At 65.6% G+C, this 15,255-nt stretch carries 15 protein-coding genes; 10 read left to right on the top strand and 5 right to left on the bottom strand.

Going from position 1 to position 15,255, the window contains the following annotated elements:
* Positions 1 to 101 precede the first annotated feature (101 nt).
* The 3 genes from ABIC16_RS14835 (at position 102) to ABIC16_RS14845 (ending at position 2,848) form a co-directional block, all read left to right on the top strand.
* The gene (locus tag ABIC16_RS14835; protein ID WP_277971092.1) at positions 102 to 1,088 is read left to right on the top strand and encodes an aspartate carbamoyltransferase catalytic subunit; all 987 of its coding nucleotides are present in this window, start codon (positions 102 to 104) and stop codon (positions 1,086 to 1,088) included.
* Complete coding sequence (locus ABIC16_RS14840) at positions 1,085 to 2,320, top strand: dihydroorotase (RefSeq protein ID WP_354291674.1); 1,236 nt, start codon at positions 1,085 to 1,087, stop codon at positions 2,318 to 2,320. The genes ABIC16_RS14835 and ABIC16_RS14840 overlap by 4 nt, the downstream gene beginning before the upstream one ends.
* Positions 2,321 to 2,449: 129 nt before the next feature.
* Complete coding sequence (locus ABIC16_RS14845; RefSeq protein WP_354291675.1) at positions 2,450 to 2,848, top strand: cupredoxin domain-containing protein; 399 nt, start codon at positions 2,450 to 2,452, stop codon at positions 2,846 to 2,848.
* Between the two features lie 42 nt (positions 2,849 to 2,890).
* Here ABIC16_RS14845 and ABIC16_RS14850 read toward each other — a convergent pair whose 3' ends face one another.
* From ABIC16_RS14850 to ABIC16_RS14860, 3 genes are all read right to left on the bottom strand, one after another.
* The gene (locus tag ABIC16_RS14850) at positions 2,891 to 3,976 is read right to left on the bottom strand and encodes a PA0069 family radical SAM protein (protein ID WP_354291676.1); all 1,086 of its coding nucleotides are present in this window, start codon (positions 3,974 to 3,976) and stop codon (positions 2,891 to 2,893) included.
* Between the two features lie 89 nt (positions 3,977 to 4,065).
* Entirely contained in the window at positions 4,066 to 5,361 is a 1,296-nt protein-coding gene (locus ABIC16_RS14855; protein WP_354291677.1) for a tetratricopeptide repeat protein, read from the bottom strand.
* Positions 5,358 to 5,525: a hypothetical protein gene (locus ABIC16_RS14860; RefSeq protein ID WP_354291678.1), complete on the bottom strand. Its 168-nt coding sequence runs from the start codon at positions 5,523 to 5,525 to the stop codon at positions 5,358 to 5,360. The genes ABIC16_RS14855 and ABIC16_RS14860 overlap by 4 nt, the downstream gene beginning before the upstream one ends.
* A 198-nt stretch (positions 5,526 to 5,723) precedes the next feature.
* Between ABIC16_RS14860 and ABIC16_RS14865 the strand changes: the two genes are divergently transcribed.
* Entirely contained in the window at positions 5,724 to 6,623 is a 900-nt protein-coding gene (locus tag ABIC16_RS14865; RefSeq protein ID WP_502958353.1) for an SPOR domain-containing protein, read from the top strand.
* A 4-nt stretch (positions 6,624 to 6,627) separates the two neighbouring features.
* Here ABIC16_RS14865 and serB read toward each other — a convergent pair whose 3' ends face one another.
* Positions 6,628 to 7,509, bottom strand: a complete 882-nt coding sequence (gene serB / locus ABIC16_RS14870) for a phosphoserine phosphatase SerB (protein ID WP_354291680.1) — start codon at positions 7,507 to 7,509, stop codon at positions 6,628 to 6,630.
* On the opposite strand from serB, the gene miaA reads away from it, so the two are divergent.
* The 5 genes from miaA (at position 7,502) to ABIC16_RS14895 (ending at position 12,906) form a co-directional block, all read left to right on the top strand.
* A complete protein-coding gene (miaA, locus tag ABIC16_RS14875; RefSeq protein WP_354292344.1) occupies positions 7,502 to 8,431 on the top strand; it encodes a tRNA (adenosine(37)-N6)-dimethylallyltransferase MiaA in 930 nt (309 codons plus the stop codon). The genes serB and miaA overlap by 8 nt on opposite strands.
* Positions 8,432 to 8,508: 77 nt before the next feature.
* Positions 8,509 to 10,254, top strand: a complete 1,746-nt coding sequence (locus ABIC16_RS14880) for an acetolactate synthase 3 large subunit (RefSeq protein WP_277971084.1) — start codon at positions 8,509 to 8,511, stop codon at positions 10,252 to 10,254.
* Between the two features lie 133 nt (positions 10,255 to 10,387).
* Positions 10,388 to 10,903 (top strand): acetolactate synthase small subunit, encoded by a 516-nt coding sequence (gene ilvN / locus ABIC16_RS14885; protein WP_277971083.1) that lies wholly within the window; start codon positions 10,388 to 10,390, stop codon positions 10,901 to 10,903.
* Between the two features lie 118 nt (positions 10,904 to 11,021).
* Positions 11,022 to 12,041, top strand: coding sequence for a ketol-acid reductoisomerase (gene ilvC, locus ABIC16_RS14890; RefSeq protein ID WP_354291681.1), 1,020 nt, complete (start codon positions 11,022 to 11,024; stop codon positions 12,039 to 12,041).
* Between the two features lie 244 nt (positions 12,042 to 12,285).
* Complete coding sequence (locus ABIC16_RS14895; RefSeq protein WP_277971012.1) at positions 12,286 to 12,906, top strand: YceI family protein; 621 nt, start codon at positions 12,286 to 12,288, stop codon at positions 12,904 to 12,906.
* Between the two features lie 43 nt (positions 12,907 to 12,949).
* On the opposite strand, the gene ABIC16_RS14900 is transcribed toward ABIC16_RS14895, so the two are convergent.
* A complete protein-coding gene (locus ABIC16_RS14900; protein ID WP_277971011.1) occupies positions 12,950 to 13,342 on the bottom strand; it encodes a BLUF domain-containing protein in 393 nt (130 codons plus the stop codon).
* Between the two features lie 236 nt (positions 13,343 to 13,578).
* On the opposite strand from ABIC16_RS14900, the gene leuA reads away from it, so the two are divergent.
* The gene (gene leuA / locus ABIC16_RS14905; RefSeq protein ID WP_354291682.1) at positions 13,579 to 15,237 is read left to right on the top strand and encodes a 2-isopropylmalate synthase; all 1,659 of its coding nucleotides are present in this window, start codon (positions 13,579 to 13,581) and stop codon (positions 15,235 to 15,237) included.
* Positions 15,238 to 15,255 lie beyond the last annotated feature (18 nt).

Consider the following 15,255-nt stretch of genomic DNA (forward strand, 5'->3'; position numbering starts at 1 on the left):
CTGAATTCGTTGGGGCCGTTCGCAATCAAATACGCCTTGGCCGGCGGCCACGGCTTTGCCAGCTTGCGTCCGCCTTGCCGCCTCGCTAACCGACACGCTCGATGCAACGCTCCGACCACCGCCCCGCCTCGCTCATCCCGGGCCGCGCCGTGTTTCCGCACCGGCACTTGACCGGGATCGAGGGATTGCAGCCCCACGAAATCCTGTTCCTCCTGGATGAAGCCGACGGTTGGGTCGCCGCCAACCGCACGCGCGCGATCGCCGACAAGCGGCTTGGTGGGTTGACGCTCATCAACGCCTTCTTCGAAAACAGCACGCGGACCTTGCTGTCGTTCGAGATCGCCGGGAAACGGCTCGGCGCCGACGTCGTCAACATGCACGCCGCACAGTCGAGCGTGAAGAAGGGCGAAACGCTGATCGACACCGCAATGACGCTCAACGCCATGCGCGCGGACATGATCGTCATTCGTCACATGTCGTCCGGCGCTGTGCGCCTGATCGCGGACAAGGTCGATTGTCCGGTCCTTAACGCAGGCGATGGGCAGCACGAGCATCCGACGCAGGCGTTGCTCGACGCGCTCACGATTCGCCGGCGGCGGGGAACGATTGCGGGGCAGCGCGTCGTGATCTGCGGGGATCTGCTCCACAGCCGAGTCGCGCGATCGAACATTCTGTCACTCACCGCGCTTGCCGCCGAGGTCCGCGTCTGTGCGCCGACCACGCTGATGCCCGCTGCGATCGAGCGGATGGGCGTGACGCCCTTTACCGATTTCGATGCCGCGCTTCAGGACGCGGACGTGGTGATGATGCTGCGCCTGCAGAACGAGCGGATGAACGGCGGGTTCGTCCCATCGAATCGGGAATACCACTTGCGCTACGGCCTTACCGAAAAACGTCTCGCGCTCGCAAAGCCGGACGCTTTGGTCATGCACCCGGGGCCGATGAACCGCGGCGTCGAAATCGATTCGGTGGTTGCGGACCACGCCCGCTCCGCGATCACGGAGCAGGTCGAGATGGGAGTCGCGGTCCGGATGGCGTGTCTTGATGTACTGACGCGTCGATCGCGTGGCGTGACGGGCTGGGCATGAGCCGAATGATCGCCTTGCTCGACGCGACGCTCGCGTGCCCGGTCGGCGGCGTGTCGCGCGGTGGCGTGCTGATCGCGGACGACACGATTGCGGCGACCGGGTTGATCGATGTTCCCGAGGGTGCGGAAACGATCGACTGCCGCGGCCTCGTCCTTGCCCCTGCGATCGTCGACCTCGGCGTCTTTGCGATCGACGTTCCCGCCTTCCATGCGGGCGGGATCGTCCGCGTCGGACTCATGCCCGACCAGTCGCCCGTTCTCGACGATCCCGGCGTGGTGCAACGTGCAGCGTTGATCGGTCGCCCAGGCCTGTGGATTCACCCTATCGCCGCTGCCACGCGTGCGTTGGCGGGGAAGGATCTCGCCGAGATGGCGATCAACCGTGACGCCGGTGCGCGTGCCGTCGGCACCGGTGCCAGCTGGATCGCGGACTCAGGCGTGATGCGAAAGGTGCTCGCCTACGCCAACGACCTCGGCCTCACCGTAATCACGCATGCCGAAGACGGCGGGATCACCGCCGGTGCCGTGGCAACGGCAGGCGAAACTGCGACGCGCATGGGGCTATCGTCAGCGCCATCGGTCGCGGAGACGCTGGCGGTCGCGCGCGATCTGATGCTGGCCGAGGAAACCGGCGCGTCGCTGCATTTGCGCACCGTCACCACCGCCGCAGGGTTCGATTTGGTCCGCGCGGCCAAGCGTCGCGGTGTTCGCGTCACGTGCGGCATCACCCCCGCCCACCTGCTGCTGTCGGATATTGCGATGAGCGATTTCCGCACCTTTGCGCATATCTCCCCCCCACTCCGCCACGAGGGTGACCGGCGGGCCGCGTTGGTTGCGCTTGCGGATGGGACGATCGACGTCTTGTGTTCCGCGCACGATCCGCATGGTCCTGAAGAAAAGCGGTTGCCCTTCGGCGATTCGTCGGCCGGCATGGCAGGGGCAGAGACGCTCCTCGCGCTGGGCCTCGGACTTGTGCGTGACGAGCATATCACGCTCGACCGTCTCTTCGCTTTACTCTCCGCCAACCCGGCGCGTGTGCTGGGCGTCGACACCGGCACGCTGACGGTCGGTGCCCCCGCCGACCTTCTGATATGTGACCCGCGTGCGCCGTGGCAGATCATGGGTGAAGACATGCACGCCAAAGCGGGCAACACACCGTTCGATGGCCTCCCGGTCGAGGGCAAAGTCCGGCGTCTGTTCAAGGGTGGGACTGCGGTGACGCTCCCCGGGTGATGGTCAACAGGCTGCATCTGGTCACGCGACCGGTGCCGCCTGCCGCAGCGTGCGACAAGCCGGGCGGCTTACCGGAACGAAGCTGTCCATCCTTCATTAATCGCCAGTCTTTTGCACTGGAGAAATACGATGAAACCCATTCTTCTCGGAATGATTGCTCTTGCAACGCCGGTTGCTGCGCAGTCGCCGGATTGGCGCAAGGCGCAGCCGATCTCGATCCGGATGACCGACGACGGGTTCATTCCCCGCAGCATTCCGGTTCGACAGGGCGCCCCTTACGTTCTCCGGATCGTCAACCGTTCGGACAAGGGCCACAACCTCACGCAGGAAGCATTTTTCGATCAGGCGCAGGTTGCGGGCCGGGACCGGAACAAGATCCATGGTGGCAAGATCGTGCTGGCGTCCGGTGAAGGTATGACCGTCCGGTTCCGCGCACCCGTCACGCGCCGCGGTGGGACGTACCAGTTCAGCAGCACGACGCTCGGCGATGCCGGCAAGGATTATACGGGGGTGTTCCTGATCCGCTGACAGTGGCCGCGGCGTCGAGTCCCGGACGGGCGCCGCATACCCTCAAAACAACTCGCCCTGTGGTCCGGCAGGGGGGCGGAACAGGTCGCAGCGCAATGCCAAAACGCGTCTCCCGCTGGGGAACCCGTGCCTAGCCTTCGCGATTCTGAAACGCGTGCGCAATAATTCCGCCCAGGGTCCCTGGCCGCGCATCCGTGAAAAGAAGTTCGGATCATTGTCGCGCCCGCCGCGAAGCGACTGGACGATCGCCATGACCTTCGCGGCACGGTCGGGAAAATGCGTATCGAGCCACGCACGAAAGAGCGGCGCCACCTCCAGCGGCAATCGGACGGGTATGTAGGATACGTTCGATGCCCCTGCCTCGGCAGCTCGCGCGATGATCGCCTCGATCTCGTCGTCGGTGATCGCGGGAATGACCGGAGCGATGTTTACGTAGGTTGGAATACCGGCGTCCACCAGGATCCTGACGGCTTCAAGACGCTTCGCCGGGTGCGGTGCCCGTGGCTCGATCGTCATGGCGATCTCGGGAACGAGCGACGTTACCGAAACCGCAACCGCGACCAAACCCTTCGCCGCCATCGGGGCGAGCAGATCGATGTCACGCACGACACGATCCGACTTGGTCGTGATCGTCACGGGGTGATCGACCTTCGCCAGAAGTTCGATGATGCTTCGCGTGATTCGGTATTCGCGCTCGATCGGTTGATAGGGGTCCGTGTTCGCCCCCAGCGCGATCGGTTTGGGGTCATACCCCTTGCGTCTGAGTTCGCCTTCCAGAATCTGCGCGGCATCGCGTTTGACGAACAGTTTGGTTTCGAAATCGAGGCCCGGCGACAGGTCGTGATAGGCGTGGGTCGGCCGTGCGAAGCAATAAATGCACCCGTGTTCGCAACCGATAAATGGGTTGATGCTACGATCGAACGGAACGTCCGGCGACTCATTGTAACTCAGGATGGTTCTGGACTGTACGTCCTGCACCGATGTCCTGACGGTCGGACGTGGTCCATCGATCGCGTCGCGAGCGTCGAGCCAATCGCCATCGTCTTCCATCGTAGGAATACCAAAACGCACGCTAAGCGCGTTTCCGGTTGCGCCTCGCATCGCGCGCTTCGTCCTGACGGTCGCCATGCCAGGGCTGATATCACATTAAGAACAGAATAGGAACAAGGAGACTAGCGCACGTTTTGCCGTATCGGTCAGACCCGCTGTGCTAGCAGCTACCGGGAAGCCAGCTCGCGCCGGTTCGCCCATGCAGCGATCTGATCCCCCGCGCCGGCGCGCACGAAACAATTGCCGCCCTTCCCCCGATAGCCCCGGCACAGGGCGGTTGCCTCGTCCCTGGAAAAACCACCGATCGACAGCCGGTAGAAATTGGCCCCGCCCCGTGCGACGCCCATTCCCTGGGGAATATGCCCCGACAAAGCCGCGAACCGGCGACCAGCCCGGATCCACGCATCCTGGGCGACCGCGGGCGTATCATAGGCACCGAGCTGAACGTAGAAATTGCCTCGCGCCACGCTCCGCCGGCCCTGCGCGAGAGCAGGTTGCCTTGACGGCGCGCTGCGCGTCGCAACGGCAACCGGGAGGGCCTGGACGACTTCGCTACGCGGCGCGAAGACGACGCCACCAATCGCAGGACCAACTGGATACGGCACAACGGAGGCCGCAACCGCGACGGTCTCCTGCCCCTGCGGCTCCTGTACGGCAACGTCCGCACCGTGCGAGACTTCCACGGCAGCAACCGCGGTCGATTGCTCGCGGTTGAGCGCGAGCGCTCGCGGCAGACCGGCGTCAACCACCGGCACGACCCCGAGCAAGGCGGCGATCTGATCCGACGCCGACGTCGGACGCGCGAAGGTCGACCATTCCAGCAGGCGGCGCGCAGCCTCGACCGGGGCAAGGTCGATCTCGACCACCGTCTGCGCATCCTGCCATCGCCCTGCCAGCGCCAGGCTGAGCGCAAAGTTCTGCCGTGTCTTCGCATCCGCCCCGGCTGCGCGCGCCGCGGGATCGAGCAATTCGACCGCCGACACCGGATCCCCCGCCAGCGCCATGCCGAGTCCGCGGTCGCTCACCGGAATGTGGGCGGCATGCGCGTCGAGCGTCGACCGAGCGCCCGCCCAATCCCCCGTGCCGATCTGCATCAACGCAAGTTGCAAGGCGGCCTTCCCGTTCGCTGGATCCAACGCCAGCGCATCCCCGAAGGCTTCGCGCGCCGAGCTGAACCGCCCGGCCCGAACGTAACTCTGGCCGAGCGTCATGCGATATTCCGCAACCTCTGGTTGTAGCGCCACCGCCGCTTCGGCGTGGGAGATAGCAGCCGCCACGTTCTTTTTGCCGATTGCAGACCGGGCCTTCTTGATCTCGTGCAGAGCGTTGCGTTCGGCGCGCGATTGCGCGCGTGACGACGCGTCAGCGATCGACGTGGCGACGGCGCCGATCGATCCGGCGACCAACAGGGCGGACAAGCCGAGGGTGACGGGCCCAAGAGCGATTGCGGACCTGGACTTCATGATATTCTCTGGCGCTTGGCCGCAACCGACGGCTGGAACGGCAGCCCGTCGCGTCTTGGCAGGAAGATGTAGCGTAGGTCGAACACCGGGGTGGCCGCGAAGGCGGCAGGCGCGAGACGACCAGACCGGCTGATCCTGTCCGCCCCGCCTTTCTGAGATGTCACGCCGGTGACCTGCATGAGACCGTGATCCTCCCGCCTGTTCGCCACCGCTGTGCCATCTAGGATTCAACAATCGGTTAATGCGGCAGAGCGTGTTGGCACGTGAAGCTAACGATTTCTTTGCCATGTCGGACGTACACGGCTCGCATGACTTTTCGATCCGAAGCCAACAGAATGCGCGGCACGCACGGAGCGCTGTTGTTGGGATTGGCTGTGCTTAGCGTGTCCGCAGCACCGGCCAGTGCCGATGTCCGCGACGGCGTCGATGCGTGGAGTCGCGGCGCCTACGGCCCAGCGGTGGCTGCCTGGCGCCCGGCGGCGACGGCCGGAGACGCCGACGCGCAATTCAATCTTGCCCAAGCCTATCTGCTCGGCCGCGGCATACCGCGGGACATGCCGACCGCGGCAGAATGGTTCCGCAGGGCCGCGCTGCAGGACCATGCCGCCGCCCAAGCCAAATTCGGCTTGTTGCTGTTCGATCAGGGCAAGCGCGCCGAGGCGACCCCTTGGCTCGAAAAGGCAGTGGCGCATCACGAACCACGGGCTCAACTCGTGTTGGGAACGATGCTCTACAATGGTGACGGCGTCGCGCGCGATTGGCCGCGGGCCTATGCTCTCATCGTGCGCGCAGCGGCGGCCGATGTGCCGCGCGCGTCCGAAGTCCAGGCGCAGATGGACAAGGTAATTCCGATCGCGGAACGCCAGCAGGGCCTTCTGCTCGCCCGCGACGACGAAGCCGCGGCAAAACGCCCGCAACTACCCATCGCCCCACCGCCGCCGGCACCCGTGCGCGTTGCGCTGGCTTCTGCCGTCGCGCCGCCGTCCGTCGCGCGAATGCAGCCAGCACGCAAACCGACACAGCCGCCGCCTGCGCCGGTCGTGGCGAGTCGCGGGAGCTGGCGGTTACAGCTCGGCGCGTTCGGCGACGCCGCAAACGCGCGGCGGCTGTGGACGCAGACCGCAGCCAGCTTTCCGGGCGCCAACGTCAGCTACGTCAAGGCTGGCGTCATGACACGCGTTCTGATCGGTCCATATCCATCTCGCGCAAGCGCATCGCAGGCCTGCCGCGCGATCCGTCCGTGCATCGCGGTGAACAGCTAGAAGGTCAGCCTTCGACCCACGCCGCGCGAGGAATGCCCTGCACGTACAACAGCGCGGTGAGATCCGCGTGGTCGATCCGGGCGCCCGCCGCCGCCGCGACGATCGGTTTGGCCCGATACGCCACGCCCAGCCCCGCCGCCTCGATCATCCGCAGATCGTTCGCGCCATCGCCGATCGCCAATGTGGCTTCGGGCGGCAAACCAAGATCGGCCGCCGCCGCGCGGAGCGTTTCGAGCTTGGTGTGCGCGCCGACGATCGGCCGTTCGACTCGGCCCGTGAGCGCACCGTCGGCGATCTCCAGCCGGTTGGCGATCGCATAATGGAAGCCGATCCGCTCGGCGACGGGCTCCGCAAACCGCGTAAAACCGCCCGACACTAGGATCGCGGTGGCGCCCCGCACGCGCATCGTGCGGACCAGCGTCGCCGCGCCCGGCGTGTCAACGACCCGGTCGGAGAGACATTGCGCGATCACGCGCTCGTCCAGCCCCGCCAGCAACGCCACGCGCGCGTCCAGCGCCGCCTCGAAATCGAGCTCGCCACGCATTGCGGCCTCGGTGATCTCGGCGATCTGCGGCTTGATCCCGGCATAATCGGCGAGTTCGTCGATGCACTCGACCGTGATCATGGTCGAGTCCATGTCGGCGATCAGCAATCGCTTCTCGCGGCCCTCGGCCTGCTGCACGACGACGTCGACGCCCGCGAACGCGCCCTCCAGCGCCGCCCGCGCGGCATCCGGCGCAGCGGCGAACATCACGTCCGCGGCGTGCCCCTGCTCGATCCAGCCATCGGCGACCGCGGAGCAGCCCGCGGCGTCGAGCCGGTCCCTGGCGGTCGAAATATCCCCCGCGGCGAGCCGCTCGAATGCTATCAGCGTGGCAATGAACACAAACAATCTCCCGATGCTGGCGCTCATCGCAGGGCCGACCGCCAGCGGCAAGTCCGCGCTCGCGATGGCGGTAGCCGAACGGCACGACGGAATCGTCATCAACGCGGATTCGGCGCAGGTCTATCGGGATTTGCGCGTGCTGACTGCGCGCCCCTCCCCTGCCGACGAAGCGCGGGTGCCGCATCGGTTGTTCGGCTATATCGATGGCGCCGAAAGCTGCTCGGCGGCGCGCTGGGCGAAGGATGCGGCGGCGGAGATCGCAACGGTTCACGCGGCGGGGAAGCTGCCGGTGCTGGTCGGCGGGACCGGGCTGTATCTGCGCACCTTGCTCGACGGGATCGCGCCGGTGCCGGAGATCGATCCTGCGATCCGCGCCGAGGTGCGGGCGCTGCCGGTCGCGGCGGCGCACGCCGAATTGGCCGCGCTCGATCCGGCGGCGGCGGGGCGGCTGGCGGCGGCGGATACGACGCGGGTGGCGCGGGCACTCGAGGTGGTGCGGTCGACCGGGCGGACGCTGGCGGCTTGGCAGGCGGAGCGCAAAGGAGGAATCGCGGCGAAGGTTGCACAGGCGGCGGTCGTGCTGCTGCCGGACAGAGAGTGGTTGCTGCAAAAATGCGATGCGCGCGCGACTGCGATGTTTGACGAGGGCGCGGTCGAGGAGGTGCGGACGCTACTCGCGCGCGACGATCTGCCGGCCGACGCGACGATCCGGCGGGCGATTGGCGTGCCCGAAGTGGCGGCGCTGCTTGCGGGGGACAGCACACGGGCGCAGGCGCTGGAAGCGGTGCGGCTGGCGACGCGGCAATATGCGAAACGGCAGTACACATGGTTCCGAAATCAGCCTCCGAAGAGCTGGTTGCGAATTACCGAGTCAGAAAAGACCGATACTGACAAGATATTCGACACAATATTACTTAGATAAAGGTTGACACGCATGTTTTGTACGTTTAGCCGCCCCTCTCCCATTGCTGCCATGCAGCATCCGCAAGGAGAACGAGCGTGACCGAGTTGAGTGGAGCCGACATCCTGATCGAGGCGCTGTGCGATCTCGGCGTGGAAGTCGTGTTCGGCTACCCCGGTGGTGCGGTGTTGCCGATCTATGACGCGCTGTTCCGCTCAGGCCGGATCAAGCACATCCTGGTGCGCCACGAACAGGCCGCGACGCATGCGGCGGAGGGCTATGCCCGCTCGACCGGCAAGCCCGGCGTCGTGCTCGTCACCTCGGGCCCGGGCGCGACCAACGCGATCACCGGGATCACCGATGCGCTGATGGATTCGATCCCGATGGTGGTGATCACGGGTCAGGTGCCAACCGCGCTGATCGGGACCGATGCGTTCCAGGAAGCCGACACCGTTGGAATCACGCGGCATTGTTCGAAGCATAATTATCTGGTGAAGGACCCGGCCAAGCTCGGCGCGACGATCCACGAGGCGTTCTATATCGCGACCTCGGGGCGCCCCGGCCCGGTGGTGATCGACATCCCCAAGGACGTGCAGGTCGCGACCGCGCGCTACGCCAAGCCCGGCCCGATCCGCCACAAGACCTATCGCCCGCAGGTCAAGGCCGACCAGCCGAGCATCGAAGCGGCGATGGACATGCTCGCCGCGGCGGAACGCCCGGTGCTGTATACCGGCGGCGGGATCATCAACGCGGGGCCGGCGGCGAGCCAGTTGCTGTGCGAACTCGCGCGAATCAGCGGCGCGCCCGTCACCTCGACGCTGATGGGCCTGGGGGCCTATCCCGCGACCGGGCCGCAATGGCTCGGCATGCTCGGGATGCACGGCACCTACGAAGCCAATATGGTGATGAACAAGGCCGACCTCGTCGTGTGCCTCGGCGCGCGATTCGACGACCGGGTTACTGGCCGTTTGGACGCGTTCAGTCCCCATTCGCGCAAGATTCACGTCGATATCGATCGGTCTTCGATCAACAAGAACGTGCGCGTCGACCTGCCGATCGTTGCGGACGTCGGTCATGCGCTCGAGGACATGGTCCGCGTGTTCAAGGCGCGGCGTCATCCCAAGCCCGATTTGCGCGCATGGTGGACGATGATCGAGGAATGGCGCGACAAGCGCAGCCTCGCCTTCACCGACCTGCCGAGCGACATCATGCCGCAACGCGCGATCCGCGCGCTGTGGGAGGCGACGCACAAGCGCAACCCGATCATCACGACCGAAGTCGGCCAGCATCAGATGTGGGCGGCGCAGCACTTCGGGTTCGAGGCACCGAACAAGTGGCTGACCAGCGGAGGTCTCGGCACGATGGGCTACGGCCTGCCCGCCGCGATCGGCGCGCAGGTCGGCAACCCGAAGGCGCTGGTGATCGACATCGCGGGCGAAGCCTCGATCCAGATGAACATCCAGGAGCTGGGGACCGCCTCGCAATATCGCCTGCCGGTCAAGATCTTCATCCTCAATAACGAATATATGGGGATGGTCCGCCAGTGGCAGGAGCTGACCTATTCGAGCCGCTATTCGGAAAGCTACAGCGATGCGCTTCCTGATTTCGTCAAGCTCGGCGAAGCCTATGGCTGGAAGGGCATTCGCATCCAGACGATGGGTGAGCTCGACGACGGGATCGCGGCGATGCTCGATTATGACGGGCCGGTGATCGTCGATTGTCGGGTCGCCAAGCTGGCGAACTGCTTCCCGATGATTCCGTCGGGTGCCGCGCATACCGAGATGTTGCTCCAGGCGAGCGAAGTCTCGGGCGAGATGGACGACGAAGCGAAGGCGCTGGTGTGATGGATAGTCTTCTGCCTCCCCTCCCGCTTGCGGGAGGGGACCGAGGGGTGGGCGCGCGCTTTGCGCAAACGTACCGTTTGTGGAGGTCGGGAGCCCACCCCCAGCCCCTCCCGCAAGCGGGAGGGGAGAAATAATGCATATCACTCAAGCCAAGGAAACCCGCCACACGCTCGCCGTGATGGTCGACAACGAGCCCGGCATCCTCGCGCGGATCGCGGGGCTGTTCACCGCGCGTGGCTATAATATCGAGAGCCTGACCGTGTCCGACGTCACCGCCGACAAGGCGGTCAGCCGGATCACGATCGTCACCTCGGCGAGCGATGCGACGATGGAGCAGATCCTCGCGCAGCTCGACCGGCTGATCCCGGTGCATTCGGTCACCGACCTGACCGCGCTCGGCCCGCATGTCGAACGCGAGCTTGCGTTGCTCAAGGTGTCGGGGGTCGGCGATCACCGGATCGAGGCGCTCCGCCTCGCCGACGTCTACCGCGCGCGCGTGGTCGATGCGACGACGACCAGCTTCGTGTTCGAAGTGACCGGCGGACGCGAGAAGATCGACACCTTCGTCACGCTGATGCGCGAAGTCGGGCTGTGCGAAGTCGCGCGGACCGGGATCGTCGCAATGGCCCGCGGCGCGAAGGCGGTTTAGACCAGTTTCCGTCACCCCGGCCGTGCGCCGGGGTCCCTCCATCCAACACCCCCACCGTGCATGAGGCGCGGTGGCCCCCGGCACGAGGCCGGGGTGACGTCCTTAGGAGCTGAATACCATGCGCGTTTATTATGATGCCGATGCCGACCTGAACCTGATCACCGGCAAGAAGATCGCCATCGTCGGCTACGGCAGCCAAGGCCACGCGCATGCGCAGAACCTGCGCGATTCGGGCGTCAAGGACATTGCGATCGCGCTCCGCGCCGGCTCCGCCACCGCCAAGAAGGCGACCGACGCTGGCTTCAAGGTGATGACCAACGCCGAAGCCGCCGCCTGGGCCGATATCACGATGATCCTCGCGCCCGACGAGCATCAGGCCGCGATCTATGCCGACGATCTCCACGCGAACCTGAAGCAGGGCGCGACGATCGCCTTCGCGCATGGCCTCAACGTGCATTTCGGCCTGATCGAGCCGCGCGCCGATCTCGACGTCATCATGATCGCGCCCAAGGGCCCCGGCCACACCGTGCGCAGCGAATACGTCAAGGGCGGCGGCGTCCCCTGCCTGATCGCGATCCACCAGGACAAGAGCGGCAACGCGCATGACATCGGCCTTGCCTATGCCAGCGGCGTTGGTGGCGGGCGTTCGGGCATCATCGAGACCAACTTCCGCGAGGAATGCGAGACCGATCTGTTCGGCGAGCAGGCCGTGCTGTGCGGCGGCGTGACCCATCTGATCCAGGCCGGGTTCGAGACGCTGGTCGAGGCGGGCTATGCGCCGGAAATGGCGTATTTCGAATGCCTGCACGAAACCAAGCTGATCGTCGATCTGCTGTATGAGGGCGGCATCGCCAACATGCGCTATTCGATCAGCAACACCGCCGAATATGGCGACATCGTCACCGGCCCGCGGATCATCACCGATGAGACCAAGGCCGAGATGAAGCGCGTGCTCGCCGACATCCAGTCGGGCCGGTTCGTCAAGAACTTCGTGCTCGACAACCGCGCCGGCCAGCCCGAGCTGAAGGCCGCGCGCAAGCAGGCGGCGGCGCATCCGATCGAGAAGGTGGGCGCGGAACTGCGCGCGATGATGCCGTGGATCGGCGCGAACAAGCTGGTGGACAAGGACAAGAACTGATCGGGATGGGGGGGTGTGCTCTGCGAGGCACTGCCCCACCCCAACCCCTCCCCTGAAGGGGAGGGGCTTTTCTGTTTCACTGCTTCTTAGCCCCTCCCCTTCAGGGGAGGGGTTGGGGTGGGGAAGCCCAGCAACGCCACGCCCCCGCACGCGCCCCCCGCCAACGAAACCGTATGTTGCCGAATCGGGGCTTGTCGCATCCGCGCAATCTGCCGCAGAACGATGCTCCAACAGGAGTATTCCCATGCAGCGCACACCCATGTTTCTCGCCGCCGTCGCGGCGATCGCCGCAACCCCGCTCGTCGCGCAGATGCCGACCACCCCGCCCGGCACGCGCAGCGTCGCCAAGGTCGCCGCCGGCACCTACAAGGTCGACAGCGGCCACACCCAGGTCGTCTTCTCGCTCAACCATCTCGGCTTCAGCGAATATACCGGCCAGTTCACGCAGCCGACCGGATCGCTGACGATCGACCCGAAGAACCCCGCCGCTGCGAAGGTCGAGATCGTGTTCCCGGTCAACAAGGTGTCGACGACGGTCGCCGCGCTCGACGAGCATCTCCAGAAGCCGGAATTCTTCGATGGCGCGAAATTCCCCGAGGCGCGCTTCGTGTCGACCAAGGTTGCGGTCAACGGCATGAACGCGACGATCACGGGCAATCTGACGCTGCACGGCGTGACCAAGCCGGTCGTGCTCGCGGCGCGCTTCATCGGTGCCGGCCCGTCGCTGTTCGGCGCGCACAAGACCAACGTCGGGTTCGCTGCGACGACCTCGATCAAGCGCAGCGACTTCGGGATCAACGGCTATCTGCCGCTGGTCGGCGACAAGGTCGACCTGACGATCAACGCGGCGTTCGAAGCGGAGTAACGTCCGACGGCATCGTTCGGCCCGACGGGTCGAGCGGTTCCGCTCAGGCTGCGGTCAGTGCCTTGAAATAGCTCGCCGTCTCCGGCGAAACGCGCGACAGCCGGACACGCAGCCGATCGTCGAACGCGTCCGACGTCTCGCGCCGGTCGCGGTGGAGCATCATCCAGTCGCCAAACTCGCGATGCTCGACGATCTGGTCGACGAGGATGCGAATGTCGCGGTGCCGCGTATCGGCGTAGAGGCTCTCGAGCAGTTCGGCGACGCTCTCTTCCGGCCCCTCGATCACCTGGAGGAATGAATCCTCTTCAGTGTACAGCAGCCCGGTGATGCCATCGAGCCCGTTGCGTCCCGACGCCACCCGCAGGATCGCGGTGCAGTCGTCCGCCGCTCGCCCGGTCGTCTTGGTCGTCACGCTGGTGTAAATGATCTGACGCATACGCCCTTGCGGTACCACCGATCGCGGCGCTGCACACTGATTTGGATCAGGGCACGCAGGCTCTGGACAGGGGAAGGCGGATCACGCTATTCAGGTTGCAGCCATGAAGTCTGTCCAAGCCCTCCGCCTGCTTCGACTTACGCGCCCTTAGGCGCGGACTTCCCGCGTGCGCGTTGCGCACGACGCGCCTGAGGGCCTGATCCAATCCCGTCCCCCTTCTGCCGACGAGACCTATCATGCTGCGCGACCCTTCGATCAAATACCGACCGTTTCCGCAAATCGCCCTGCCCGACCGGCAGTGGCCGTCCCGGATCATCGATACCGCCCCACGCTGGCTGTCGACCGATCTGCGCGACGGCAACCAGGCGCTGATCGACCCGATGGACGCCGAGAAGAAGACGCGGCTGTTCGACCTGATCGTCAAGGTCGGGATCAAGGAGATCGAGGTCGGCTTCCCCGCCGCGGGCGCGACCGAGTTCGACTTCATTTCCGGGCTGGTCCAGTCGGGCCGCATCCCCGACGACACGCTGATTCAAGTGCTGACGCAATCGCGCCGCGACCTGATCGAGCGCAGTTTCGAATCGTTGCGCGGTGCGCCGCGTGCGATCGTCCACCTCTATAACGCGGTGAGCCCGGCATGGCGCAAGATCGTGTTCGGGATGACGCGCGAGGAGGTCAAGAAGATCGCGATCGACGGCGCGATGATCCTGCGTGATCAGGCCGCCGCGCAGCCCGATACCGACTGGTATTTCGAATATAGTCCGGAGACGTTCTCGACCGCCGAACTCGATTTCTCGCTCGAGGTCTGTGAGGCGGTGATGGACGTGCTGCGCCCGACGCCCGACCACAAATTGATCCTCAACCTGCCCGCGACGGTCGAATGCGCGACGCCCAATGTCTATGCCGATCAGATCGAATGGTTCGGGCGGAACATCCGGAACCGGGACTGCGTCGCTTTGAGCCTCCATCCGCATAACGACCGCGGCACCGGCGTCGCTGCCGCCGAACTCGGCCTGATGGCGGGCGCGGACCGGGTCGAGGGCTGCCTGCTGGGGAATGGCGAGCGCACCGGCAATTGCGATCTCGTGACGGTCGCGCTCAACATGTACACGCAGGGCGTCGATCCCCGGCTCGACTTCTCGGACATCGACGAGATCGTCAGCACGGTGAACTATTGCACGCAGCTGCCGGTCCATCCGCGCACGCCGTATGCTGGCGACCTGGTCTTCACGGCGTTCTCGGGCAGCCATCAGGACGCAATCAAGAAGGGCTTCGCCGCGCAAGAAGCGAAGAACGATCCGCTGTGGGAAGTCCCCTATCTGCCGATCGACCCGGCCGACCTCGGGCGCAGCTACGAGGCGGTGATCCGCGTCAACTCGCAATCGGGCAAGGGCGGCGTCGCGTGGGTGATCGAGCAGGACAAGGGGCTCAAGCTGCCCAAGCGGTTGCAGGCGGACTTCAGCCGGCACGTCCAGCGGCTTGCCGACGAGACGAGCCGCGAACTCAATGCCGCTGACATCTGGGGACAGTTCGCCGCGACCTATCTGGCGCGCGATGCGGACCGGTTCCGGCTGGTCGATTATCAGGAAAGCGGCAGTGTCGGCGACCGGGTGTTCGTCGGGCATGTCGCCGTGGACGGGACCGAGCAATCGATCTCCGGACGGGGCAACGGGCTGATCTCGGGCGTGATCGCGGCGCTGGAGGGGTCGACCGGGCCGACGCTCGACGTGGTCGACTATAATGAGCACGCGATCGGGCATGGCGCGAATGCGCAGGCGGTCGCCTATGTCGAATGCCGCACGTCGGATGGTCGCACCGTGTTCGGCGTGGGGATTGATGCCGACGTCGCCACCGCAAGCGTGCGCGCCGTGCTGAGCGCGGCGAACCGGGTGTAACGAAAGCGCCACCCACCC

The sequence above is a fragment of the Sphingomonas sp. PvP055 genome (assembly GCF_040546365.1).
GTDB lineage: Bacteria > Pseudomonadota > Alphaproteobacteria > Sphingomonadales > Sphingomonadaceae > Sphingomonas > Sphingomonas echinoides_A.